The sequence below is a fragment of the Bradyrhizobium sp. USDA 4501 genome (assembly GCF_054062115.1).
This window is the reverse complement of record NZ_JBSSEX010000001.1, coordinates 7,940,945-7,964,280: the sequence shown is the minus strand read 5'-3', so window position 1 is coordinate 7,964,280 and position 23,336 is coordinate 7,940,945. Positions and strand designations below refer to the sequence as shown.

General features: G+C 63.1%; 23 protein-coding genes, 2 tRNA genes and 1 pseudogene. 14 read left to right on the top strand and 12 right to left on the bottom strand.

Annotation, left to right across the window (positions count from 1 at the left end):
* Window positions 1-67: 67 nt before the first annotated feature.
* From ACVWZM_RS36905 to ACVWZM_RS36895, 3 genes are all read left to right on the top strand, one after another.
* Window positions 68-946, top strand: a complete 879-nt coding sequence (locus tag ACVWZM_RS36905) for a hypothetical protein (protein WP_057019602.1) — start codon at window positions 68-70, stop codon at window positions 944-946.
* 126 nt (window positions 947-1,072) lie between these two features.
* On the top strand, window positions 1,073-2,158 hold the full coding sequence (locus tag ACVWZM_RS36900; RefSeq protein ID WP_456855828.1) for a type II toxin-antitoxin system VapC family toxin: 1,086 nt from the start codon (window positions 1,073-1,075) through the stop codon (window positions 2,156-2,158).
* Between the two features lie 27 nt (window positions 2,159-2,185).
* Complete coding sequence (locus ACVWZM_RS36895; protein WP_456855827.1) at window positions 2,186-3,568, top strand: hypothetical protein; 1,383 nt, start codon at window positions 2,186-2,188, stop codon at window positions 3,566-3,568.
* Between the two features lie 17 nt (window positions 3,569-3,585).
* Here the strand turns inward: ACVWZM_RS36895 and ACVWZM_RS36890 are convergent, their stop codons facing one another.
* Window positions 3,586-4,584 (bottom strand): hypothetical protein, encoded by a 999-nt coding sequence (locus ACVWZM_RS36890; RefSeq protein WP_456855826.1) that lies wholly within the window; start codon window positions 4,582-4,584, stop codon window positions 3,586-3,588.
* Between the two features lie 92 nt (window positions 4,585-4,676).
* On the opposite strand from ACVWZM_RS36890, the gene ACVWZM_RS36885 reads away from it, so the two are divergent.
* Window positions 4,677-4,928 (top strand): hypothetical protein, encoded by a 252-nt coding sequence (locus tag ACVWZM_RS36885; protein WP_456855825.1) that lies wholly within the window; start codon window positions 4,677-4,679, stop codon window positions 4,926-4,928.
* A gap of 73 nt (window positions 4,929-5,001) precedes the next feature.
* Here the strand turns inward: ACVWZM_RS36885 and ACVWZM_RS36880 are convergent.
* Window positions 5,002-5,075, bottom strand: a tRNA-Gly gene (locus ACVWZM_RS36880).
* A gap of 492 nt (window positions 5,076-5,567) precedes the next feature.
* Here ACVWZM_RS36880 and ACVWZM_RS36875 point away from each other — a divergent pair.
* Complete coding sequence (locus tag ACVWZM_RS36875; RefSeq protein ID WP_076831500.1) at window positions 5,568-5,954, top strand: YciI family protein; 387 nt, start codon at window positions 5,568-5,570, stop codon at window positions 5,952-5,954.
* A gap of 73 nt (window positions 5,955-6,027) precedes the next feature.
* Here the strand turns inward: ACVWZM_RS36875 and ACVWZM_RS36870 are convergent, their stop codons facing one another.
* Both ACVWZM_RS36870 and ACVWZM_RS36865 read right to left on the bottom strand, forming a co-directional pair.
* Complete coding sequence (locus ACVWZM_RS36870; protein WP_026192921.1) at window positions 6,028-6,435, bottom strand: hypothetical protein; 408 nt, start codon at window positions 6,433-6,435, stop codon at window positions 6,028-6,030.
* A gap of 86 nt (window positions 6,436-6,521) precedes the next feature.
* A complete protein-coding gene (locus ACVWZM_RS36865) occupies window positions 6,522-7,319 on the bottom strand; it encodes a lytic murein transglycosylase (RefSeq protein WP_456855824.1) in 798 nt (265 codons plus the stop codon).
* A 345-nt stretch (window positions 7,320-7,664) separates the two neighbouring features.
* Here ACVWZM_RS36865 and ACVWZM_RS36860 point away from each other — a divergent pair, with 345 nt between their 5' ends.
* Window positions 7,665-7,895 (top strand): hypothetical protein, encoded by a 231-nt coding sequence (locus ACVWZM_RS36860; protein ID WP_253639562.1) that lies wholly within the window; start codon window positions 7,665-7,667, stop codon window positions 7,893-7,895.
* Between the two features lie 89 nt (window positions 7,896-7,984).
* Here ACVWZM_RS36860 and ACVWZM_RS36855 read toward each other — a convergent pair whose 3' ends face one another.
* Both ACVWZM_RS36855 and ACVWZM_RS36850 read right to left on the bottom strand, forming a co-directional pair.
* Entirely contained in the window at window positions 7,985-8,212 is a 228-nt protein-coding gene (locus tag ACVWZM_RS36855; protein ID WP_016843397.1) for a hypothetical protein, read from the bottom strand.
* A gap of 63 nt (window positions 8,213-8,275) precedes the next feature.
* Window positions 8,276-8,572, bottom strand: a complete 297-nt coding sequence (locus tag ACVWZM_RS36850; protein WP_456855823.1) for a hypothetical protein — start codon at window positions 8,570-8,572, stop codon at window positions 8,276-8,278.
* A 340-nt stretch (window positions 8,573-8,912) separates the two neighbouring features.
* Between ACVWZM_RS36850 and ACVWZM_RS36845 the strand changes: the two genes are divergently transcribed.
* From ACVWZM_RS36845 to ACVWZM_RS36830, 4 genes are all read left to right on the top strand, one after another.
* Window positions 8,913-9,308, top strand: a complete 396-nt coding sequence (locus ACVWZM_RS36845; protein ID WP_026192922.1) for an NUDIX hydrolase — start codon at window positions 8,913-8,915, stop codon at window positions 9,306-9,308.
* Window positions 9,309-9,449: 141 nt separating this feature from the next.
* Window positions 9,450-9,599, top strand: a complete 150-nt coding sequence (locus ACVWZM_RS36840) for a hypothetical protein (RefSeq protein ID WP_158074226.1) — start codon at window positions 9,450-9,452, stop codon at window positions 9,597-9,599.
* Between the two features lie 861 nt (window positions 9,600-10,460).
* Complete coding sequence (locus ACVWZM_RS36835; protein WP_456855822.1) at window positions 10,461-11,774, top strand: chloride channel protein; 1,314 nt, start codon at window positions 10,461-10,463, stop codon at window positions 11,772-11,774.
* Window positions 11,775-12,114: 340 nt separating this feature from the next.
* Window positions 12,115-12,315: a hypothetical protein gene (locus tag ACVWZM_RS36830; RefSeq protein ID WP_456855821.1), complete on the top strand. Its 201-nt coding sequence runs from the start codon at window positions 12,115-12,117 to the stop codon at window positions 12,313-12,315.
* A gap of 73 nt (window positions 12,316-12,388) precedes the next feature.
* Here the strand turns inward: ACVWZM_RS36830 and ACVWZM_RS36825 are convergent, their stop codons facing one another.
* Window positions 12,389-13,579: an adenylate/guanylate cyclase domain-containing protein gene (locus tag ACVWZM_RS36825; RefSeq protein ID WP_253639558.1), complete on the bottom strand. Its 1,191-nt coding sequence runs from the start codon at window positions 13,577-13,579 to the stop codon at window positions 12,389-12,391.
* Between ACVWZM_RS36825 and ACVWZM_RS36820 the strand changes: the two genes are divergently transcribed.
* Window positions 13,578-13,724, top strand: coding sequence for a hypothetical protein (locus ACVWZM_RS36820; RefSeq protein ID WP_253639557.1), 147 nt, complete (start codon window positions 13,578-13,580; stop codon window positions 13,722-13,724). The two genes, ACVWZM_RS36825 and ACVWZM_RS36820, sit on opposite strands and share 2 nt — an antisense overlap.
* 188 nt (window positions 13,725-13,912) lie before the next feature.
* Here the strand turns inward: ACVWZM_RS36820 and ACVWZM_RS36815 are convergent, their stop codons facing one another.
* The 3 genes from ACVWZM_RS36815 to ACVWZM_RS36805 form a co-directional block, all read right to left on the bottom strand.
* A complete protein-coding gene (locus ACVWZM_RS36815; protein ID WP_310885236.1) occupies window positions 13,913-15,229 on the bottom strand; it encodes an ISNCY family transposase in 1,317 nt (438 codons plus the stop codon).
* 209 nt (window positions 15,230-15,438) lie between these two features.
* Entirely contained in the window at window positions 15,439-16,683 is a 1,245-nt protein-coding gene (locus ACVWZM_RS36810) for a metal-dependent hydrolase family protein (RefSeq protein ID WP_253639556.1), read from the bottom strand.
* A gap of 22 nt (window positions 16,684-16,705) precedes the next feature.
* Entirely contained in the window at window positions 16,706-18,061 is a 1,356-nt protein-coding gene (locus ACVWZM_RS36805; RefSeq protein WP_253639555.1) for an MFS transporter, read from the bottom strand.
* A gap of 117 nt (window positions 18,062-18,178) precedes the next feature.
* Between ACVWZM_RS36805 and ACVWZM_RS36800 the strand changes: the two genes are divergently transcribed.
* Both ACVWZM_RS36800 and ACVWZM_RS36795 read left to right on the top strand, forming a co-directional pair.
* On the top strand, window positions 18,179-19,105 hold the full coding sequence (locus ACVWZM_RS36800) for a LysR family transcriptional regulator (protein ID WP_057019614.1): 927 nt from the start codon (window positions 18,179-18,181) through the stop codon (window positions 19,103-19,105).
* 165 nt (window positions 19,106-19,270) lie between these two features.
* Window positions 19,271-20,131 carry a sterol desaturase family protein gene (locus tag ACVWZM_RS36795; RefSeq protein ID WP_456855820.1) on the top strand — a complete coding sequence of 287 codons (861 nt, stop codon included), beginning with the start codon at window positions 19,271-19,273 and terminating at the stop codon, window positions 20,129-20,131.
* Window positions 20,132-20,171: 40 nt separating this feature from the next.
* Here the strand turns inward: ACVWZM_RS36795 and ACVWZM_RS36790 are convergent, their stop codons facing one another.
* On the bottom strand, window positions 20,172-21,242 hold the full coding sequence (locus tag ACVWZM_RS36790) for a glycosyltransferase family 87 protein (protein ID WP_229189346.1): 1,071 nt from the start codon (window positions 21,240-21,242) through the stop codon (window positions 20,172-20,174).
* Window positions 21,243-21,967: 725 nt separating this feature from the next.
* Window positions 21,968-22,053, bottom strand: a tRNA-Tyr gene (locus ACVWZM_RS36785).
* 309 nt (window positions 22,054-22,362) lie between these two features.
* On the opposite strand from ACVWZM_RS36785, the pseudogene rlmB reads away from it, so the two are divergent.
* A pseudogene (gene rlmB / locus ACVWZM_RS36780) lies at window positions 22,363-23,188 on the top strand (23S rRNA (guanosine(2251)-2'-O)-methyltransferase RlmB).
* Window positions 23,189-23,336: the final 148 nt, after the last annotated feature.

Sequence of the window (23,336 nt, the reverse complement as noted above, 5' to 3'; positions counted from 1 at the left end):
TCAGTTGAACCCGGCCCCGGCCGGATCAGACAAATCGGGGACTGGCTTTCACTCGGAGGGCAGCCCCGTGACGACCACCGACCCGACCACGACCGACACTTACCGCAAGATCGCGGCGCGGCTGACCATGCTCCGGCCGCAGATCGATCTGTCGAAATATTTCGCGGGGCCGAATCCCAATGTCCGCCTCTATGACGAGAAGGCCTATATCCGACGCCAATTGGAGAAGTATGGCGTCGCGGCCGCGACGAGCACGCTCGACGGCGTCACGTTCCTGCCCAAGGACTGGGAAGACCTGATCAAGACGCTGCGCATTGCCAAGACATCGGACGGATTCGACGCCTTCGCCGAAGGCAAAAGCCCGGAGAAGCCGTCGCATTGGGCCCTCGACCTGTCGATGGCAGCCACAATCGGCAAGGGATTCCGGGAGATCTGGCGCCCAAAACTATCCGACCGGCCGCTCTCGACGCGAGACCTTCCGGGCCGGCACGGCTTCGGGCTCGGGCGCGGCCGAGGGCAATGGAGCGACGACTATAGCGCGCAGTTCGGCAAGGACCCGCAGCCGCAGGACATCACGTCGCTGCATTTCGCGGTAGCTCCGGACCGGGTCAATGTTCACATCGACGAGACCGGCTTCGTGTTTGAGGGCGCAGACGGCGCCCTCACGGTTGGACCGAATTTCGGCCACCACGCCGTCAATGAACTGTTCTGGAAGAGCAATCCTCACCTGCCGCGCTGGGCGATCGATCACATCGACCTGATCCTGCCGAACAGCGCCAACGATTTTTCGCGATTTGGCGTTTCGGTCGACCTGTATCAACGCAAGGACTTGCGCGTCACCGTCACCGGCTCCTGCGGCATTTTCGGAGGATTCGAGTGCTCGGGAACGTTAAGCGTCAGTGGAACGCATGATCTGCTTGGCTCCAAGCCGAAAGGCGCGCGCTGACGATCGCATGTCTGCGATCGAGGGTGCGGCAGAGCCGCTTGAACCGGCGCTTCAGCAGACGCGACTGAGGGATAGGCTCGCCGACGCAAAATGCGTCCTACAGTTTATGCCAATGGTGTTGTTGCAATGGCGCCCTTAAAGCCCCCCGTCTGGCTCGATACCAATATTCTTATAGACATACAGAACGGGCAAAGAGCTGCGGCGAGCACCGCCGAGAAAGCGCTCAGCCGACGCTTCGAGAATGAAATTCTCAATCTGGCCAAGGACGGTCACGAGGTTCTGATCTCACCGCGGGTCAAGTTTGAATTTCTAAAGGGAGCGCGTGCTCAGTCCGGCGAAAAATTGCTCACTGACTTGCGGATCGTCGAAGACAAAATGATGACCCAGGTGCCCCGCGCGCAAGTTTGGAAGTGGGGCAATGAGGGTTTGAATCACGGGCTTTCCGCGTTCGATTCCGATGTTGTTGCCGAGGTCAGGGCAGGCGGAGTGGCTCGCGGCATCAAGAATCCGGTGTTGCTGACCAGGGACAGCGGAGGAACGCTCATTGCGATGCGCAGGAGAGGCGTTCAAGCGCTCGACTTCCGGGCACCGGAGGTGAGATTGAAGGTCCCGCGGAACACACCGATCCCGCCAGAGGTCCCGCCGCCGCCGGCAGGCTCCGTCGCTGGCGAAGGATTTTGGAGCGCGGCCAAGGCCGGCTTCAAGGCGGGTTTAAAGGAGGCTTTCAAGGCCGAGAACATCGCTGCGATGATCCCCGATCTGGTCCTTATGGTGGCTGACAAGGTCGCGGCCCGAGAGGCACTCAAGAACATTCAAGTCAAGTTCATCAAGGAGGGGTTTGCAAAGGGCGTTGCAGCGGGCGTCATGGGTTGGTCCGAGGAGGAAGTTGCATCAAATCTGATGAACCGCATCACCGCGTTCAGAGTTCAAGGTCTGGAAGACCCTGCTGGCATCCTGACGCGCGCAACCATTCTGCAAGTGGCCGAAGCGTACGAAAACTATGCGGTGGTGATTGGATTTCAGTTCAGCTCTGCCAAGGACCTGAAATGGAAGCGCGAGATGGTCGCCAAGGGCTCCAAGATTCTGCATCAGTATGGATACTATTTCGGAACCGATCCGCAGGCGCTATTTGAGTACGAGTTCATCGACAAGCTAGCGTGGACGCTTCAGCCGACCACCAATGCGATAGTTGAGCCCGCAATCCGCCACTGAAAACGATCATATTGCTGGTGATTGCTCATGCCGCAATTGAAAGACAAAGTAGGACGGTTTGCCGCCACGGGTCGCAGCTGCCAGAACTGGAAGCAGGACCAGGAACTGGTCATCTCGCTGCTCAACAAGATCGCCATTTCCGACGGAGGAGCCGAGACCACGCTCAAACCGCAAATGGTCGTGACGGGTCACGCCAGCGACAGCCTCTACAACTCGATCCTGTATTTCCAGAAAAAGAACTTCCCGGGCACGCCGGACGGCTATATCCGGCCTGGTGGGCCAACATTCACTCGGCTCGTTGATTTCGCGACCAAGGCAGCCGCCAAGCCTCCTCCTCCCAAGGGTCAATGGGACGGGATCGCGACGCCATCCGTCGATGCCGCACTTCGCAAGGGTCTGCTCGACGATTCCAAGCTGGACTACGGGGAAGTCGTTGACATTATCAGGGCGACCGTCACGGACGGCATGGTCACCGCATTCGAGCTGGACGACCTGACCACTATTGCAAACACCTCCAGAACGCTTTCTCCGACTTCGAAGAAGCTCATCACGCTCTTCGTCGGCGACGAAAAGAAGAAGTGGCTCGGGATTGGACCGTACGACCTCAACTCGGATCAAAAGAAGCTCGCCGCGGAGATGGTCTGCGATTTCCTCAAGAACACGAGGACCACATTCTTTCCGAAGCTCGACCCGCACCGCGTCGGGATCGGCATTCTCAGGCGAATTGCGAAGCCGAGCCTCATAGATCAGGATCAAGCGAGCATGTGCGGCCCCTCCGCGCTGATGTTCAGCTACGCATCCGACAAGCCGGGGCAATATGCGCGGTTCGCCATCGATCTGTATCAGAAGGGGCAGGCGAACCTCGGCCGCCTGCTGATCAAGCCGGGAAAGGACGTGAAAAACTACACGCCGCCCTATTCGCTGGACCACGTCGATTGGCTGACTTGCGCCTCCATTCGCGACTCCGAAAATTGGTTCCTCGATTTTGACGACACCGGCAGAATAAGCGACGTCGCGGGGATCACCTTGCCGAGCGAAATGGAGCAATGGTTCCGCAAGGCCGGATACCAGGACGTGCGCGAGGAGACCAATCTGAAATTCAGCAAAGGCATCGACAGCGTCAACGAAGCCAACGCCCTGCTCGCCAGTGGATACCGCGTATGCCTGTTCATAAGCGCCAACATGATCGAATATGACGACCAGTCGGATGAAGGCTCGGTGTTGACGCGGCACTGGGTCGTCTTGCGTGACAGGATACAAGTGTCGAACGGAAACGTGACGACAACGATCTTCACATGGGGCAAAGGAGATTACTTGATCCCGCATCCGGGCAAGGGTGGCGCTCAGAAGCCTCTCTCGATTGGGGACTTCCTTATGAATTATTACGGGTACATTGCTGCCAAAGCGTGAGTGGAGAACAAGCGCTTTCACCACGCGTTGAGGTCGGTGACGAGTTGCTTGTCCAGGGACAAGCTTTCCATGCCGCTGGAAAGCAAAATGCCGCTTCGATTATGGTGCCCACTGCCGGGAATGTTCCGCTTGTGGTGCAGGAAGTGACCGACCTCGTGCGCCATGACGCCAACGAACGCCTCGCCATAGTCGAACACGGGTGGATTGCCCTGATCGACAACCACGAAGACCTGCTCGTCGGGCAGATACTCTCCAGCCGCCTCGTTATCCATTGCGTCATAGTCGCCGACGAGAAAGCACGTGAGATCGGCGCCGCGCACCTTGAACGGGACGATCTCCTTGCGGAAAACATCCCGCGAGATTTTTGGCCCCAGGGCTTTCCGGACCGTCATCCAAGTCGCCTCTGCCGGGGTGAAGAAGATATTTGCCTGAGCCCCGAACGTCCAGTTCAGCTTGGTGAGGAACCAGGGCACGTCGTCCGGCGTCCATTTCGTGGCGTTGATCAGATTGCCGGATTGATCGAGGTGCTTGAGGAATTTGAACGCGATCGTGAAATCCTTGCGCGGCAGAATGGCGACATCCAACTTGATGCTTGTGCTGCCGCGTACGGCTTTAAGCTCGGGAATGCCTTTATCCTTGGGCGAGACCTTGAGGCCGCGCGCAGGGCCGGCCGGCCGTGCGGTGGCATACAGCGCTGTACGCAAACGCAGCAACTGGTCGTCGCGCTCCTGTCCTTTTTGCTCCCTGAAGCGAGTCTTGATGTATTCCTGAGCGACGCGTTCGACGTCATCGAGCCGCACATCCTCGACCAGGAGTCGATTGCGATCATACGACAGGCCAACGTCCTTGCTGTCGCGGAGGCAGACCAGGTTGAAGCCTCCCCGAGGAACGATCATGAAATTTTGCGCAGCGTACACACCCGAATTCTGCAGGAACTGAACGAAGCTCGGCATGGCTCCCCCCACCCCTAATCCACCGACGGATCTCGCCCGGTCCATCGCGCCGGGCATATCCATCCGGGATCGTGTCCGGTTGAGCGAGCAAGATAGCGGAAATTGGCCTTGCGAGGCAGTTGATTTCGCTTGGTGTCGTTGAGCAGCAAGGGCGAATGCCGACTCAAGTGGAGCGCATTTCGAAGAAGATCTTTCCGGCTGCGGGCTTGCGCCCTGAGCTGACCTTCACGTCGTTTGGCCGGCATGGCGGGACCACCGAGGCGAGCACGTCCGGCCCCACAAGAACGCGACTGATGAAGAACGGCCAATGGTCATCGACCAAAGCGATGGCGCACGACCTTCATCATGACGACGAGGCCAAGCTGGACGCACAGATGAAGCGGCGCAAGCAGGCGGCCGGAAAGTGAACGTTTGTCGGAATGGATTCCTGCGCTCTTGTCGGAATGGAAATCAAATATTCCGATAAGTGCCTGAAATTATTGGAGCGGGTGAAGGGAATCGAACCCTCGTATTCAGCTTGGAAGGCTGCTGCTCTACCATTGAGCTACACCCGCATCTCGGGTTCACCTAACACGGCCGGGCGGCGGCCTCAACTGCCCCGGCGTGCGTTCTGTTCTCCGGTAAACGAAACCATTTCGCCGCAATCCGGCCGGTTTTCCGGCGCGGCCGGGCCGGAGGCGGCCTTAACAGCGGCGGATTCGGCACCTATATTCGAAGTCCCATCAACAAAGAAAGGAGGTGATCTAGTGTCTTGTCTCAAGCGCTGTCACCTCGCTGGGATCGCCCGCTAGGCCCTGAGCAATCAGCCTGGCATCGGGGCGCTCTCAGCCCTGGACCAGCGAGACATCAAAATCGGGGGCGCGGCGGAAGCTCATCCGCCGCGCCTTTTTGCTGTCTTGGCCTGTGCGATTCGCCGCCGCCATGCCGGACGGCGGGATACCTTGTCGCAACACAGAGACCGTCCGATCCGCTACAGATGAAATGTCGGCTCGGATCGCCGCGGGACGTCCTTGGGCCAGTCGCATCAGAAATAAGGAGCACATCAGATGCTTTATGCCATCCTGGCCTATCACGTCGAAGCCGAGGTCAAATCGTGGAACGCCGAGGAGGACGCTGCCGTGATGACGGGTCTGCGCGAGGTCCATCAACGGCTGAAGGGCAAGCTCGGCCCGGCTGCGCGGCTCGGCGATACCCGCAATGCCAGCACGCTGCGTGGGCCCGGCCACGGCATGGTGATCGACGGGCCGTTCTCCGAAACCAAGGAGCAATTGCTCGGCTTCTACGTGATCGATTGCACCGATGAGGCGGAGGCGATCGCCGCGGCGCGCGACCTGCGCAGCGTCAACCCGTCGGCGGTCTACGAGATCCGCGCGCTGAAGCTCTACATCCCCGGCGCGCCATTTCCGGAGACCGCGGGCCCGCGGGACGCGTAGCGCGTGTCCCCGCGCAAACGGCTTTGGCGCTTGTCGCGAGGGAAAACCGCTTCGCACGTTTCCGGATCATGCCTTAGCGGCTGGAGCGCTTCGGCAGCTTCGGGAGTTTGCTCGGGTCGAACTTCGGCAGCGGCAGATCCGGCGGCGGCTCGGGTGCCACCTCCTGGCTCGGAATCAGCGTCACCTCGAAGGCGAGATCGGGCACGGCATCCGCCCTGCCCGTGCAGGTCGCGATCGCGCCGGTCCAGATGCCCTCGAGCCGCACCACGAGGTCGTCGGTGCCGAACACGGTCGTGCCGTCCCTGGAGTGCCGCTGCGTGGTGAGCACCGCGGAGAAGCGCTCACCGTCGACCTCATAGGTGCCGCTGTAGAGCATGACCGCGTCGCTGCCCCACAGCCTGCCATCGGCGACGTGCACGATGCCGGTGCCGTCCGCAAGCGACGTTCGAAACCACGCCGCGTAGGTGCCGTTCTTGAGCATGGAGCCGGTCTCCATCTGCTCCGTTTCACAGCGCACGATCTGGGCACCGTTGCGTTAACAGGCGATGAAGGAACTCGCGCCTGCGCTCATTGGCCGTCGATCTGCCGTCCCATGATGGCGATCGCCTTCTGGTAGACGCCTGCCGCGTTCCACGCCTCGATCGCGGCGAAGTTGGGTTCCCCGGGCTGATAGCCGGCGCCGGCGCGCCAGCCATGGGCGCGCAGGAAGTTCGCCGTCGAGCTCAGCGCGTTGGCCGCGACGTCGAGATTGCCGGTGCCGTAGGCGAGGACGTTCTTCGGCATGAACTGGGTCTGGCCGATCTCGCCATGCATCGAGCCGCGCGTGCTTCCGGACAACGTGCCGCGGTCGACGAGCTTCAGCGCTGCATAGAGCTGGTCGGTGAAGAACTCCGGACGGCGGCAGTCATAGGCAAGCGTCGCGATCGAGGACAGCATGTTCTGGTTGCCGCGCTGGCTGCCAAAACCGCTCTCCATGCCCCAGATCGCGATCAACGGTCCCGGCGGCACGCCATAGCGCTGCTGGATCGAGGCGAACAGCGCCGCCTGCGACTGCTTCAGCGATCGGCCGCGCGCCACGATGGTCGCAGATCCCCGCTTGGCCATGAACTGCTCGAGCGACAGGCCGAAGCTGCGCTGGCCGCGATCCGCGGCAATCGTCGCACTGGCATAATGGGTCTGCATCAGCGCGGCGATCGCGGTGGCGTCGATGCCCTTGGCGCTCGCCTCGCCCGAGAACTGCTGCTTCCAGGCTTCGAACCCGCCGGGCCCGTTGCCGCACTGCGCCGCGTTCGCCTCAGCCCCCAGCGTTGCAACCATCACGACGATGGCGAGCGCCGACGTCGCAACCTGCCAGCCCCTGATCATCCGAAACCTCCTCCGCAAATATGCCGCCGCCCTCGCGGGCGCGGCGCTGACGATGGCCGGATGGACATGACCCGGCGATGAACGGCCCGCCTCAGATTCGGCCTCGGACCGTCACGATATGTCGCTGGCAGCGGATTGGCCATCCCGCCCGCCTCAGGCAGGCCGGGACATTTGGCCCCTGCGCCCGGAAGGCGTCACGCGCCGGGCATGACGACGAACACGGCGTGCGTGACGATGCGGATCGCGCATGAGACCCGCGAAATCCGGTGGTGAACGGCGTGCGATGTAGTAGGTTCTCGGCGGGGACGGCGGCCCCGCTGTCCTCCAACTTGGGAGGCGATGGCTATGATGAAGACCCTGTCACTTCTAGCGGTCCTGCCCTTTATCGGCGTCCTGTCGATGTCGACGAGCCACGCCGCATCCACATGCTCGACCAGCAATTTCGGCATCTCTGCAGTACCGTGCGGGAAGCGGTATGCGGTCAACTACGAAGCCTGCCGGAAATACGTGATCGAGCATGGCGCATCGCCCGCCGAATCCTGGTGGTACTGCAGCAGTCAAGGCTACGCGAAATAGTCGGCACTTCCTGAGCGAGGCTTTTCGCCGCCGCGGACAGCGCGTCGAGCTGCCGCGACGTCGAACACGCGTGCCTGCCGGTCAGCATGTTAAGGCACGTCGCCTCTTCTCACTGGACCGACGGTCTGCGGCCGGTTGAGGAAGAACTCGCGATTGCCGAGCGCGGCCTCCGCATACTGGTCGATCGCCACGATGATCGCCTGCACGTGGTGAAAGCACCAGCCTTCCCGCGTCGCCATGTGCCGGACCTCGGCCAGCGCCTTGATCCAGGGCGCGTGGTCATCGCTGTCGTGGAAATACCGAAGCGGCTCTCTCATCTTTTCCTCCGGCACATCACGTCTTGCAGCTCGGCGCGCAGCCGCCGCGTCCCGAGCACTCGGTCATGCACGCGCTTCGCCGGCGGCCAGCTCCCGCTTCGCCGGGCGAATGAAGGCTGACGTCGCGGCGCGACGGCGCGGTGCAACGCTCGCATGCACGATGATCGGATCGCGGTCGCCCAGGACCTCCCGCTCCTCGACCAGGCGGCTCATGACCAGCCGCATCCTCAAGAGGTCCCCGGCGACGAAGGCGCAGTCCTCATCGCGGTTGATCTGCTGGCGCATGATGGCTTCGGCCTCGAGCATGCTGACGCGCAGCGCCCTGATCTGCCTGCGAATTTCGCTGATGCGGTTGTCCATGGCGTCCTCCAATTCCCGGTGGAGGGCAATTAGAACAAAACAAGAACATCAAGTCAAGCAGTGAAAGCTGCCCGCCATGGGCATCGTTATCACGACGCACCCGGGTGAGTTGCAGTCACCGGCCGTAACAGCTTTCACGAATTCAACGTGAGGTACCGGACATCAAGCGAGATCAAGAAGCCGCGGCCGACCGCGCGCAGCGAAGATCGCAGCCGTCAAAGACAAACAGCCGACATACGACTGTGGAACAATGTGGCATCGAACTTGTCTACACAAATAGACAAGTTAAAATGGGTTGATTCTATTTCGATCATTGCGCAGCAAATGCCCAAGTACTCCAATGCCCAAGTCCTCCAAGCTGGTAGCCGCGAAGCGCGGCAAGGTTCTACTGGTTAGACGCCGATCTGACGGGCTGTGGATGTTTCCCGGCGGGCGCAGGCGCGCGCGAGAAACCGGGAAGGATTGCCTCAAGCGCGAGATCAAGGAGGAGCTGCCGAAGCTCAAGCTCGGCAGGCTTAGCCTGTGGAAGGAAGTGACGGCCAGGAACAAGCGTTCTGGCCGCAGGATGAGCGACGCGATCTTCATCGCCAAGAACGCCAAGGGCCGACTGGCGATCGGCGACAAGAAGGAGATCGACCGCGCCGCCTGGCAGAAGCCGCGGGGCCTTCGCCTGACACCGACCTCGCGCTACATCCGCGACCGGCTGTTTCCGAGAAAGCAGCGCCGCCGGAGATAGCGGCGGGGTCATCGCTGCTTGAAAGCGCCGCGCTTCCACCCCAAAGAAACGGCCCCAGCGAGGGGGTACAAGCTGGGGCCGCGAGTTTACCTTGATCGTCCAGACACTGCCGGCAGGGACAGCACCGAACCTGTGACAATCATGCTCCGCCGCGTCGGTTCCTGGACGGCGCGCCTGGACGCGATCCCGGAAGGATGGGCCGTGAGCCTCATGCAGCGGCAGCTCACGGCCGAGCACATCTCGATGCTCAACATGATGCTTGGCGAAGCGCGGCGACATGGGATGTCCTGATTCCCCAAGGCGAATGTCCTGATGGGTGCGGCCCCCTCTCTGGTGCCCCATCATGATCGTCGGATACGCATCCGCAGACCAAGAGTTCCACCGCAGGAACACCGTACTGATCCGGATTTCTGGACAGATAGGACGGTCGTAATACCAACCCTGCCGGCGTTACCGTTCTTTGCAGAGCATTTTTTCACGGCTGAGTTTTTACAGACCTATTATGACCGGCAGAAAAGGGCCGCCGATGCGACGGCCCTTTTCGATTCAGTGCCCATGTCTTCGCGCGGCAATGATCCCGGTGACGCACCCAAATCGGTACCAGGCAAAGAACGAGGCCGCCAACCGGCGGCCTCCTTGTTGAGTGGCCCCAGCAACCTATGGGGGCCTGGGAGGGCAGGCGCTGGGGCCGTCTACCGGCCCGGTTGGCGCAGTCGGGCCAGGTGAGCTTCCATCAAATGAACAGAGCAACGGCAACCATTGCGATTGGGCAAAGTCCCAATACGACGATGCCCGCTCGAACAATCACTTCGGACATGACATGCGCCCTTCAATGGGGCGATCAAAATACGCCGCAGCGGAAGCCGCGCAAAGTGCAGTTTGTGCCAGATTTTCCGCGTCCCTCAATCATGCGTCACGGGGGGAAAGTACGCGCCAAGGCGGAGTCGTTGAGACAGCAAAACTCACGCGCGAGCCTCCTGGAGATCGCCGAAAAGTGAGGCCTCAGGCGGTATCGCGGATTTCGGCCCTGGAGTTTGGCGGCTGCGCCGGCACACCGTGCTGATTTCTTCAGCTTCGCATACCGCCGACGCGTGCTAGGAATGACGTGATCCGCTGCATATCGGACCACGACATGAGCCAGAACTCGTCAGAATGACCTTCCCCTCCAACCGCCAGAGGCGGCTGTTCAGACTGGTCTCCGCGCGTTGGCAGCGCCGCGCCCTGTTTTTGCTGGGCGGCATTGCGGTCGGCGCGGCGGCCGTCGCGCTGGCACAGCTCGCCGATCTGGCGCAGATCGCGTTCGGCGCGGTGGTATCCCGTTTCCGTTATGCCTCGCTGGTGCTGACGCCGGCCGGGTTCGCGCTGTCGGTGTTTCTGACCAACCGCTTCTTTCAGAACGCGCAAGGCAGCGGAATCCCGCAGGCGATCGCCGCACGCCATCTGACCGATCAGACCGCGCGCGAAAGCCTGGTCTCGCTGCGCGTTGCGGCCGGCAAGATCCTGCTGACGCTGTTTGGCCTGTTGTGTGGCGCGTCGGTCGGGCGCGAGGGACCGACGGTGCAGATCGGCGCCTCGATCATGTTTGCGCTCGGCCGCTTCTCGCCGCGGCGCCAACCCGGCCTGATCCTTGCCGGCGCGGCCGCAGGTGTCGCGGCCGCCTTCAACACCCCGCTGGCCGGGATCGTGTTCGGCATCGAGGAAATGAGCCGTGCCTTCGAGACGAGAACCAGCAGCCTGATCATCGGCGCGGTGATCGCCGCCGGCCTGACCTCGCTCGCGCTGATGGGCAACTATACGTATTTCGGCACCAGCGCGACGGCCCTGCGCAACGGCACCGACTGGCTCGCGGTCCCGCTCTGCGGCATTGCCGGAGGTCTTGCGGGCGGCCTGTTCAGTCGCATCCTGATCACAATGGCACGCGGGTTTGCCACTCCGGTCGGAAGCGCGATCAAGCGTTATCCAGTCGGTTTTGCCGCAATCTGCGGATTAGCGGCTGCGATTTGCGGGATTGCGTCCGACGGTGCGATCTATGGCACGGGATATCAGCAGGTCAAATCCGCGCTCGAAGCCGGCGCACAATTGCCGGCGAGCTTCAGCGTCTGGAAATTCCTCGCGACCACGTTCGCCTCGATCAGCGGCATGCCGGGCGGCATCTTCGCGCCCTCGCTCGCGGTCGGTGCCGGGCTCGGCTCCAACATCGCGCCGCTGTTTCACGGCGCGCCGCTGTCGGCCATCATGCTGCTCGGCATGGTCTCCTATTTCGCCGGCGTAGTTCAGGCACCGATCACCGCCTTCGTGATCGTCACCGAGATGACCGACAATCACGCGATGGTCGTGCCCTTGATGACCGCGGCCCTGATTGCGCACGCGAGCTCGCGCCTGATCTGCAAGGAAGGCGTCTATCACGCCCTCGCCAAGGGCTTCGTCGAGCGCGCTGCGCCGGCGCAGAAGATCACCTCGATCTGAATTCCCGGCACCAAGGGAAAACGGCCCCGGCATCTCGCGTTGCCGGGGCCGTCCCTATTCCCATGCTCACGGCGAACCGCCGGTGTCGATAATCAGGGCGGACCCTCTGGGCCTTGAAAAATTTCCTTAATGAAAAAGCCTGCCCAGCATTCGAAGATTCACGCTATCCGGCGTTCCGGAAAACAACACGTGTGAATCCAGCTTGAATAAATTTCGTCTGGAACAAACGGAATGTTTCAGTGACTCTTCATGCGTGAACGCCAGTTCCGGGTTCCTCGGGGAGCGGACTTGTCGCGGCGACGTTGGTCTATGGGCAATCCCTGAGAAAGGGGGAAGCACCATGGTCGAGAACGTCATGACCAACGCCGGCTATTGGCGGGATCGAGCCGCCAAGACACGTGCCAAGGCGGAGTTGTTCAGATACCAAAACTCACGCGCGAATCTTCTGAAGATCGCCGAAGAGTACGACCGTCTGGCCAACTATGCCGAGCAGCAATTGTTGCGCGCGCCGACAGTAAACCTGTCCGGCCGATCTCCTTAACGGCAGGAGCCTTTGGATATTGGGCCGTCTTAGCCGGGTGCGTGCGCCGCACGTCACGCTGGCCAATCGAGCCTCAGCCCCGATAGGCAAACAGCTCGATCGGCTCGCTGAAACCGCGCACCAAATGCTCGCCGACATGCTCGAGCGCGATATCGTGCGAGACCAGATCGGCGAAGGCGCGCGACAGCAGCACGTTTCGTCCCAACTGCTTGGTCAGAGCCTCGAGCCGCGAGGCCATGTTCACCGCGGGGCCGATCACCGTGAAGTCGAGCCGGCTGCGCGATCCGATATTGCCGTACATGACGTCGCCGACATGGACGCCGATGCCGTAATTCATCGGCGCCCGGCCCATCATGCTGTTCTTTTCGCTCAGCGCCGCCATCGCCTGCCGCGCCTCGGACACCGCGTGCAGCAGGTTGGCGCAGGCCCTGGGATCGCTGAGCGGGAAAATCGCAAGCAGACCGTCGCCGATGAATTTCAGGATTTCCCCGCCGTGCCGCGCAATCGGCTCCGACATCGCGTCGAAATAGTCGTTGAGGAGATCGATGACATCGTCGCGCGGCCAGGAGTCCGAGATCCGGGTGAAGTCCCTGAGGTCGCAGATCATGATCGCGGCGCGGACCGTGGTGCCGCTGCCCCGCCGCGTCGCACCCGCCAGGATCATCTCGCCAGCATGGGTGCCGACATAGGTCTCGAGCAGCGTCCGCGCCAGGCGGTTCTTCATCCGGATTTCGCTGACCAGCGCCAGCACCGGCAGCACCTTGCGCAGCTCGGCGATGTCAGCGTCATCGAAACCGCCGGACCGGTCGGTCGCGAAGGTCACGACATGCCGCTTGCCGAGCGTATGCAGCAGCGGCCACGCCACATAGTCGGTCAGGCCTTGCGCGCGCATCTCGTCAAAGAGCGCATGCGTGCGGCCAGGCGCCCGTTCGAGCCGCTCGCGCACTTCGCCAGCGCCCTGGTGGATTTCGTAGACCGGGCTGCCGATATATTCCGAGCGCTCCCTGACCTCGTAGTCGACCCGCGTGATCTCGGCCTCGCGCTTGCCGTCGCCCCAGATGATCCGGGCGCCGAGCCATTGCGGATGCTGGATCAGCAGATTCATCGTCGCCCGCTTGAGCGGGATGCCCCTGCCCTGCAACCGGATGCAAAGCTCGGCGAAGATATTGTCGATGAAGCGCTCGTCGCGGGTCTCGTTGGTCAGCCAGGCCACCACGTCGCCGCCAGACTGCGGCGTGACGGACTCGATGGTGGGGGCGTTCATGGCTTGCTCCGGAGCGGCAGGTGGGATCGGCACGCGATATGTCGTGCTTCTGCCCGGCAACGTCAACGCCACCAGCGGTAACGTGATCGGGCGTACCGGTGGTCAGGAATGCCCGCCCTGTCCTGCACTGCGCGTGGTGTGGTGAGGACGGACGCACTGCCAAAATATCGAGAACAACCCCATGCAAAGGTGCCGGCGGACACGGCAACTGTCCGGCGACACCGCAACTGTCCGTAGCGGGTGAAGATGTCGTGTTTTTGTAGCTCGTGATCTGTCGCCTTCGTTTCTGATTTGCAGGGGAGCCGGAAGGCGGGGACGGCTTTCCCTGATTGATCATGCCACGGCTGTTGTGGCGGTTTTAGCCCTGTGGGTGAGTTTCTTTGTTCGACTTGAAGCCCGTTTCTCCGTCCCGACCCGCGCTTTCTCGACGGCGGCGCGCGCAGGAGCGGTCAAGGACGCGCGCTTGCGCGCCCGCCAGGGCTTGTCCTTGACGGCTCCGAGCACGCCGCCAGGCTGAAGCGCGTCGGGGCTGATCTGCTGTCCGTTGGCGCTAAACATCGCCAACCGATGCGGTCCAAGGAACACGCTGACGGTGCCATCGGGATACTCATGGAGCCGCACCACAGCCTTGACGAAGTGAGGCCTGAGCCGGCTCTGCGGCAGCTGCAGCCGCCGACCGTTCCATGCAACGGTATTATCGTTGGCGACGGTTCGCTCCTCGATCACGCACAGCGCCTCGCGCCAGGCCTCATGCCGATCGGCCACGAATGCCGTGCCTTCCTGTTCGGGCTTGATCGCAAACGCGGCGTTGTGCCCGGGGATGTAATGCGCCTTCAGCCACGCGTTGGCAGCCTCAACCGTCGTGATCCCGGCAAGCCGCAGCTCCTTCGGCAGCCGATCCTGCAAGGTGCCGAACACCCGCTCGGAACGCCCGCGCGCCTGCGGCGAATAGGCTGCGATATGCTCGATCCCAAGATGCGACAAAGCCCGTCCCACCTGGGTTTGTTGCGTCTTCGAGACCTTCTCGCCAGCTTTTGGGGTCAGGAAATAATGGCTGCCGCGGTCGGTGTAGAGCGCGCAGAACAGGCCATGCTCGCCAATCACTTCGCGCAAGGCCTGGAAGGTCGAGGCCGTTCCTTCTTCCTCGACCAGCACCATCGAGTAGATCTCGCTGGTCGCATCGTCCATCGTGACGATCAGGTCCCTCGCGGGCAGGCCTTCGATCCAAACGTGGCGCGATCCGTCCTGGTGCAGCAGCATGCCCCGAAGCGGCCGCCGCGGCCGCTTCTTGCGGTGCGCCGAACGCTTCGGAGCCTTCCGCACCAGCCCCGCCGCGTGCAGCGCCAGCTTCGTCACCGTATAGCCCAGCACATAGTCGTGCCGCTTTTGCATCTGCTCGTGGAAGTGCTTCACCGTGAAGTCCGCGTACTTGTCCCGGTACAGCGCAAGCATCCGTTCCAGCTCCTCCTCCGGCGCCCGCCGTGGCGAACGACGCCCCAGCCGGCGGTCGACAAGCCCGTCGTCGCCCTCCGCCTCATAGCGCTCCGCCCAGCGTTGAAACGTCCGAACACTGATCCCAAGAACCTCCGATGCTGCCTCCTGCGTCAGTTCCTTCGCCTCCGTCCGATCCAGCAAATCTGAAAACCGCATCCGTCGTACACCCTCGTGAATGGATGCCGTGCCCATCGTGCCCCCCTTGTTCCGGAGCACCGAAAACACGACACTTCACGAGCTACAAACAGGCGACAGATCACGAGCTACTGACATCCGGCGACACCGCAACTTGACTCGTCGGGCAAATCAGCGGTACGATTCCATTATTCAGAAATCGTATCGATTCAGCCTACCCCCTTCCCGCCCTACCCGTCCAGCCGGTCGACCTCGGCCTTGCCGGCCTTCATCACCAGCGGGATGTGCTCGCCTTGGCCGAGCAGGCAACCCACGTCGCGCAGCGGGTTGCCCTCGACTACCAGCAGGTCGGCGAACGCCTCCGGCGCGATGCGGCCGAGCTTGCCTTCCATGCCGAGCACCTCGGCGCCGATGATGGTCGCGCTGGCGATCACTGCCTGCGGGCCGATCAGCTCGGCGCGGATCCGGAACTCGTCGCTCTGCAGCCGCTGCGACGGTCCGAGCAGATCGGTGCCAAATCCCATCTTGACCCCGGCCTCGCGGTAGATCGCGAGCGAGCGCAGCCCGGCGTCGCGAACGTCGGCGATCTTGGCGACGCTCGCCGCCGGCAGGCCGTACTTCGCGCCCTCATTGGCCAGCGCCTCATAGGTGACCAGGGTCGGCACCACATAGGCGCCCTGCTCGGCCATCAACCGCGCGGTCGGAAGGTCGATCAGATTGCCGTGCTCGATGGTGCGCACGCCGCAGCGTATTGCCCGCTCGATCGCCTCCGCCGTGTAGGCATGCGCCAGCACATAGGTGTGCCGCGCTCTCGCCTCCGCGACGATGGCGCGGATCTCGTCCTCGGAATAGCCGTAGGCGCCGATCGGATCGGTCGGCGACGCAACGCCGCCGGACGCCATGATCTTGATCTGGTCGGCGCCCATCTGCAGCTCCTCGCGCACCGCCTTGCGCACCGCATCGACGCCGTCGACGACGCGCGCGATGGCGCCGACCCGCACGCAGCAGGAGCAGGTCGGGTCGGCAAGATAGTCCGAGCGGGCGCGCCCGTCGCCGTGGCCGCCGGTCTGGCTGAGCGCGCGGCCGGAGACGAACAGCCGCGGGCCATCAGTGAGACCGGTGTCGATCGCCTGCTTCAGCGCATAGCCGGCGCCGCCGGCATCGCGCACGGTGGTGAAGCCGCGCTTCAGCATGCCGCGCAACAGCATGGTCGAGCGCAGCGTCACCAGCACGTTGGCCATCCGCGCCTGCTGCGACAAATCGAGCTCGACCGCGACCGCATGCACATGCAGGTCGATCAGGCCGGGCATCAGCGTCTTGCCCTTGAGGTCGATGACCCGATCGGCGGAAGCCTCGATCGGCCGGTCCGACACCTCCTTGATCAGGCGGTCCTCCACCAACACGTGGTGGCCTTCAAGCAGATCGGACCGCAGCGGATCGAGCAGCGCGGCATTCTTGAAGAGGGTCGTAGCCATGATGATCTCCCAGGCGCCGCGATCACGCGGCTTCGCTTGCGATGTCTTCCAGCGACCGGCCGCGCGTCGGCACGCCCATCAGCACCACGGTCAGCGCGCCAATCAGGAGGACGGACGTGGTGACGCCGAACACGCCGGCAAAGCCGAAATTCGGGTAGAGGTAGCCGACCAGGATCGGCGCCACGATCGCGCCGATGCGGCCGATCGCGGAGGCAAGCCCGGCACCCGTGGTCCGGATCGATGTCGGAAACACTTCGGCCGTGTAGGCATAGACGCCCGCATAGGTGCCGTTCATGAAGAACGACAGCAGCAGGCCGGCCGCCATGATCTCCGCATCGCTCTTGGCAAAGGCGAGCCCGAGCGCGCTGACGCCGCCGAGCAGCATATAGGTCGCAATCGTCGCCTGCCGTCCGATCCGCTCATTGAAAATGGCGGCGGTGAAATAGCCCGGCACCTGCGCACAATACATCGCGAGCGAATAGCCAAAACTCTTGGTGATGCTCATGCCGTTCTGCACCAAGAGGCCGGGAATCCAGACGAAGAAGGAATAGTAGCTGAAGGTGATCGACAGCCACATGATCCAGGTCATGGTGGTGATGCGCGCCTGCCGGCCGGCGAGCAGCGCGGCAAAATTGCTCACCAGCGTTCCCGACGAGGCGACTGGCGCGGCTGGCTCGGCTACCGCCGGCGGCAGCGCGCGGCCCTCGCGCGCGAAGCCGGCCTCGATCCTGTCGAGCACCGCTTCGGCCTCCTTCGCCCTGCCCCGGCTTTCCAGCCAGCGCGGCGATTCCGGCAGCGATCTCCGCCACCACAGCAGCATCACGACCGGTATAGCCGTGATGACGAGCACGATGCGCCAGCCGTTCTCATAGGCGGGCACGATGAAATAGCCGAGCAAGGCGGCGGCGACGAAGCCGAACGAGAAGAAGCCCGCCAGCGTGCCGGTGAAGGCGCCGCGGTAACGCCGCGCCACGAACTCGGCGAGGTACGGCGCGATGATCGCGCTCTCCGCGCCGGTGCCCATGCCGGCGACGACGCGGGCGGCAAAGAACGCCGGCCAGCTATCCACCGCCGCGCTGACCAGCGAGGCCGCGCTGTAGAGCGCGAGCGCCGACATCATCACCGCGCGGCGGCCGATCAGGTCGCCCAGCGTCCCCGCGAGCAGCGCGCCGAACAGATAACCGACGAAGGTGCTGCTGCCGAGCACGCCGGTCTCGACATTGGTCAGCCCCCAGGCGGTGCGCAGCACCGGCAGGATGAACGCCAGCACCGCGGCATCCATCGCGTCAAAGAGATAGCCGAGGCCGCCCATCAGCAGCAGGTGCACGTGGAACCGCGCGAACGGCAGGCGCTCGATGCGCGCCGAGATCATCGACATGAAAGTTCCCCTCGCCCCGCAGCGGCACGCGCCACAGGGGCAGCCGGGGAATGATAGACAAACCAATATTATCCGAATAATTTATAATCGTTATCTAGCACATCACTCTTGTGAATATTGCTCGTGTCCTTCCGCACGCTCGACCTCAACCTGCTGAAAGTCTTCGAGGCGCTGATGACCGAGGGCAGCGTCACGCGCGCCGCCAGCGCGCTGACCATGACGCAGCCCGCGGTCAGCAACGCGCTCGCGCGGCTGCGCGACGCGCTGGGCGATCCCCTGTTCGTGCGCAGCTCGAGCGGGATCCGCCCGACGCAGCGCGCCGTGGCGCTGTGGCAGCCGATCGGCGATGCCCTTGAACATGTCCGCCACGCCCTCGATGAGGACGCCTTCGATCCGCGACAGACCCAGGCCGAATTCATCCTGTCGATGTCCGACTACGTTGCGTCGCTGGTGATGCCGCGGCTGCTCAACCGCTTCAGCGAAGTGGCGCCGTCCGCGCGCATCCACACCGTGCCCAACACCATCCTGGAGATCGGCGATCGGCTCGAGGACAACCGGGTCGATTGCGTGCTGAGCGTCTATGTCAACGAGGCGCAGCAGCCGCCGGCCGTGATCCGCTCCCGCTCGCTGTGGACCGTCGAATATGCCTGCATGATGCGGCGGGACCATCCGCTGGCCAGGCAGAAGCGGCTCAACACCCGGAGCTTCCTTGCCGCCAAGCATGTCGATGTCAGCCTCGCCGGCAAGACGCTGCCGACCTACGACCAGTTTCTCGCCTCGCGCGGGCTGTCGCGCAATCTGGTCGCGACCGTCAACCACTACAATGCCGCCTACGAGATCGTGCGCCAGTCCGACCTGATCGCCGTGCTGCCGCGCGATCTCAGCGCCCAGTCCCGCCACGCGCCCCATCTGCACGCCATGCCGGTGCCGCTGCCGGCGCCGCCGCGCATCGTCAGCCTGTTCTGGCACCAGCGCAACGACACCGTCCCCGCGCAACGCTGGCTGCGCGAGACGCTGGTGGAGATGTTCGCAAGGATGGAGTGACGCGGTGGGCTTGGGGCATGCGGACGAACCCGGCTCCCGGACACCGGTGATCCCCGTAGCGGCACGGGGATGCTGATTAACGCTCCCACAACCCGGGTTTGGTTTCCGATTGACGCCATCGGGGACCGGGGTGGTAGGCTGTCGCCATTTCATGTGGCCATTTGAATGCGCGAGTTATTGGAACAATATCAGCTTTTGCTGGCGCCCCTGATCTTCGTGCCGTTCGAGCAACTCTTTGCAGCGAGGCAGCAGAAGATCTTCAGGCGTGGTCTTTCGACCGATATGGCCTTCCTGTTTCTCAACGGCTGGCTGGTGTTCGTCGGCGTGACCGCGATCATCGCACTGGCGACGCTGGTCAATCAATCGATCCTGCCCTCGGCCGTCAAGCAGGCGGTCAGCGATCTCCCGTATTGGGCTCAGGCGCCCATCGCGATCGTGATCGGGGATCTCGGCGTCTACTGGACCCACCGCATCCTGCATGTCGTGCCCGCCATGTGGCGCATCCATGCCGTTCATCACGCCGTCGAAGAGCTGGACTGGCTCGCCGCGATCCACCAGCACCCGCTTGACGTGACCTTCATGAAGGTTGGTTCGCTGTTTCCGCTGTTCGCGCTCGGTTTCTCCGCGGAGGCGATCGGGACCTATCTTGCGATCTACTACTGGCAGTCCTGGCTCGCGCACGCCAACCTGCGCCTGGGCTACGGCCCGCTACGCCACGTCCTGGTATCGCCGGAGTTTCATCACTGGCACCACAGCAGCGAGCAGGAAGCCAGGGACAAGAACTACGCCGGGCTGTTCTCGTTCTACGATGTGCTGTTCGGCAGCCTCTATCTTCCGGAAGGGCAGAAGCCGACGGCATTCGGCGTCGATCATCCGATGCCCACGAGATACCTGGCGCTTTTGGCCTATCCATTTTTCGCCTGGGCCTCGATGCTCAAGCGCGACGATCCGTCGGGCACCAGGCGCCCGGTTGGCGCGGAGGCTGTGCCCGGCACGGCAACGCCGCCGGCGCACCAGGACGGCTGATCGTGATGATCTTCGCCGCGGACTGTTCGCGATCAGGACACTAGCCTCCAACGGTTGCAGATTTTCGCAATCCCTCGCCTGTAGCTGTCTCGCCGGCCTCTTGCCGGTATCTCGTCCAGATCAGCGCGATCACGGTTGCGCACATCATGGGGCCGAGAGGCGTGCGCACGAACGGGAAAGCGTATCCCAATACGAAGACGACGCTGACAGCGATCCGGAAGGCGCTTCGACCCGAACGCGACGCGAGGCGGCCCGCGCTGGCGTTCATGAGAAAGAGCAACGCGACCACCAGGATCGGCATATCGTAGATCGCGAAGTAAGGAGAAATCAGCGGCGTTGCCGCCAGGAGGCTCGCGGCCTTTACGGCGAAGCTGACATGGCTGCGCCAAATGATCAGCACCCCGATCGCAACTACCGATGCGATGGCGACGTGGACCGCCATCGCCAAACCGTAGCCAAGGCCGGCGTCTCTCAAGAGCCCGTACACACTCTGCAGTTTGTACCATGGCAGCGCGCCACTGAGGTGGAATTGCGTCGTGGCGAAGGTGGCGGCGGCGCGGAATCCATCGAAGGTATCCCAACCGAAGATCAGCCCGGCGAGCAGCAGGAGGACCGGAATCACCAGAGCGGCGGTGATGACGACGCGCCAACGTCCGGTGGCGATCAGCACGAAGGGAAGCAGCACGCCATACTGAGGTTTGAAGATGAGCAGCGCGATCAGGATTCCACTGAGAAGCGGACGCCTGTCCAATGTCAGCAGGATGCCGCCGAGCAGCGATGCGGCGAGCAGTGCGCTTTGGCCGGAAATGAAGTCGTAGAATACTGGCGGAGCAGCGAGTGCCAGCAGCAGCGCGGCGGAGCGCGGCCGGATGGCATGAACGACGAGCAGCCAGCAAGACAGCTTCGCTGCGCTCCAGACCCAGAACGCGATCGGAAACGGCAGCAGCGCCAGCGGCGCCACAACCAGGAAAAACACCGGAGGATAAAAGAACGGAACCGGTACCTGATCGTAAGGATACGGAGCGTGATTGAGGGATTGCAGCCGGAGAACGAGTTGCTGATGCAGCTGCTCCCAATCGTAGGCCGCCGCCGCATGGCCTTCGAGCGCCATCGCGCCCGCGCCCCAGAAACATGAAAAATCGATTCCGGCCTGGCCGCCACCACCGACAAATGCCGGTATCGAAACCAGGATCGAGACCCCGAGCAAGACAGCGCAGGCAACCATCAGCGCCGGGTCATCTCCTGCAGAAGCGTCCCAGTGCAAAATTTTCTTCATATCGTTTGAAACGGCTCAATCATGAAATGGCGCAATCTACCATTGCACTCTCGGGCCGAGCAACGGAACGCTGGCGGCGGCTGGAGCTGTTTGCGCGGATAGGGTGAAGAAGCGGGTGTCGAATGGATGAGCGGGCTGTGGCCTAGCTTCGCTCACGTCGCTACGATGGAGTTTTCCGGGCTTGCCGAGCCGTGGGTCGCGAAGCGCCTCATGCCTCGCCGATACAGCCCGCCGTCGCCCTTCGGGCTATGGCGTGGCAGCCTTCACTCACTTCGCTACGATGGAGTTTTCCCGGCCTGCCGAGCCGTAGCTCGCGAAGCGACTCATGCCTCGCCGATACAGCCCGCCGTCGCCCTTCGGGCTATGGCGTGGCAGCCTTCGCTCACTTCGCTACGATGGAGTTTTCCCGGCCTGCTGAGCCGTGTGTCGCGAAGCGCCTCATGCCTCGCCGATACAGCCCGCCGTCGCCCTTCGGGCTATGGCGTGGCAGCCTTCACTCACTTCGCTACGATGGAGTTTTCCCGGCCTGCCGAGCCGTAGCTCGCGAAGCGAGCGAAGGCTGGTGGGGGAGGCAGGACTCGAACCTGCGAAGCCATGAGGCGGCTGATTTACAGTCAGCTCCCTTTGCCACTCGGGACACTCCCCCGTCCAACAGCATCAGACCGGCCGCGCGAGTGGCGGCGGACCGGTCATCGAAATGACGCTGATAACCGGCCGACCCGAAGCGGGTGCGCGGTCGGGCGCGTTTATGGGGGAAGGCGGTCCCCAAAGTCAACCAAGCCAGCCATCTAATTGGGATACTTTTGCAGGCTCGGGCGATCTCTGTTCCAAAGTAGCGAGTCTTGCGGCTAGATTCTTGTTTTGTCGCGCTTTCTTCACGCGAACCGGACCCCCACTTCGCTCGAAAACGCTGTGTAAAATTGCCAATATTCAGGAGCCGTGACACAAGCCTCACATGAGCGATCGCGACCGCAAACCCAATTTCCGAGGCAAGGGCGGTAAACCCTTCCAAAAAGGGCCGAAATTCGGCCGCCCGCCGGCCCGGCGGGAACGCGAATCCGGTTCCGACGGGCCGGTGATTCTGTACGGCTGGCACACCGTGTCGGCGGCGCTTGCCAACCCCGACCGCCATATCCGCAAGCTTTACCTCACCGAGAACACGGCCAAGCGCCTCGCCGACGAAAACATCGCGACCCGCGTCACCCCCGAGATCGTCCGACCCAGCGAGATCGACCGGCGCCTCACCCCCGATGCGGTGCATCAGGGCCTCCTGGCGGAGGCCGATCCCCTGCCCTCGCCCGGCATCGACACGCTGGCGCTGGAGGGCATCGTGCTGGTGCTCGACCAGATCACCGATCCGCACAATGTCGGCGCCATCCTGCGCTCGGCCGCGGCGTTCGCGGTGAAGGCGATCGTCACCCACCGCCCGTCACAGCCCGGAGGCGACCGGCGTGCTGGCGAAGTCCGCCTCCGGCGCGCTCGAGCTGGTGCCTGTTGTCACCGTGCAGAACCTGGCGCGCGCGCTGAACGAGTTGAACGAGCGCGGCTTCCAGACCGTCGGCCTCGACAGCGAGGGCACAGAGGATCTCGGCAAGGCCGCGCTGCAAGCGCCGCTCGCGCTGGTGCTCGGCGCCGAAGGCAAGGGCTTGCGGCAATTGACGCGCGAGACCTGCCGCGTCGTCGCCCGCCTCGACATGCCCGGCGAGATCAAGAGCCTCAACGTCTCGAACGCGTGTGTGCTCGCGCTCTATATCGGCGCCAGCCGGCTCGGGCTGATGTGAATCGGGATAGGGGGGAGCCTCGCAGCCCTCCCCTCCCACACCACCGTACATACGGGTCCGTATACGGCGGTTCGCTGGATTAAGCGGCAAGAGTTGTTCTGTTGCCGCCGTAGTTTGGGTGTCACAATCGTCGCGCCAGCTTCGACTC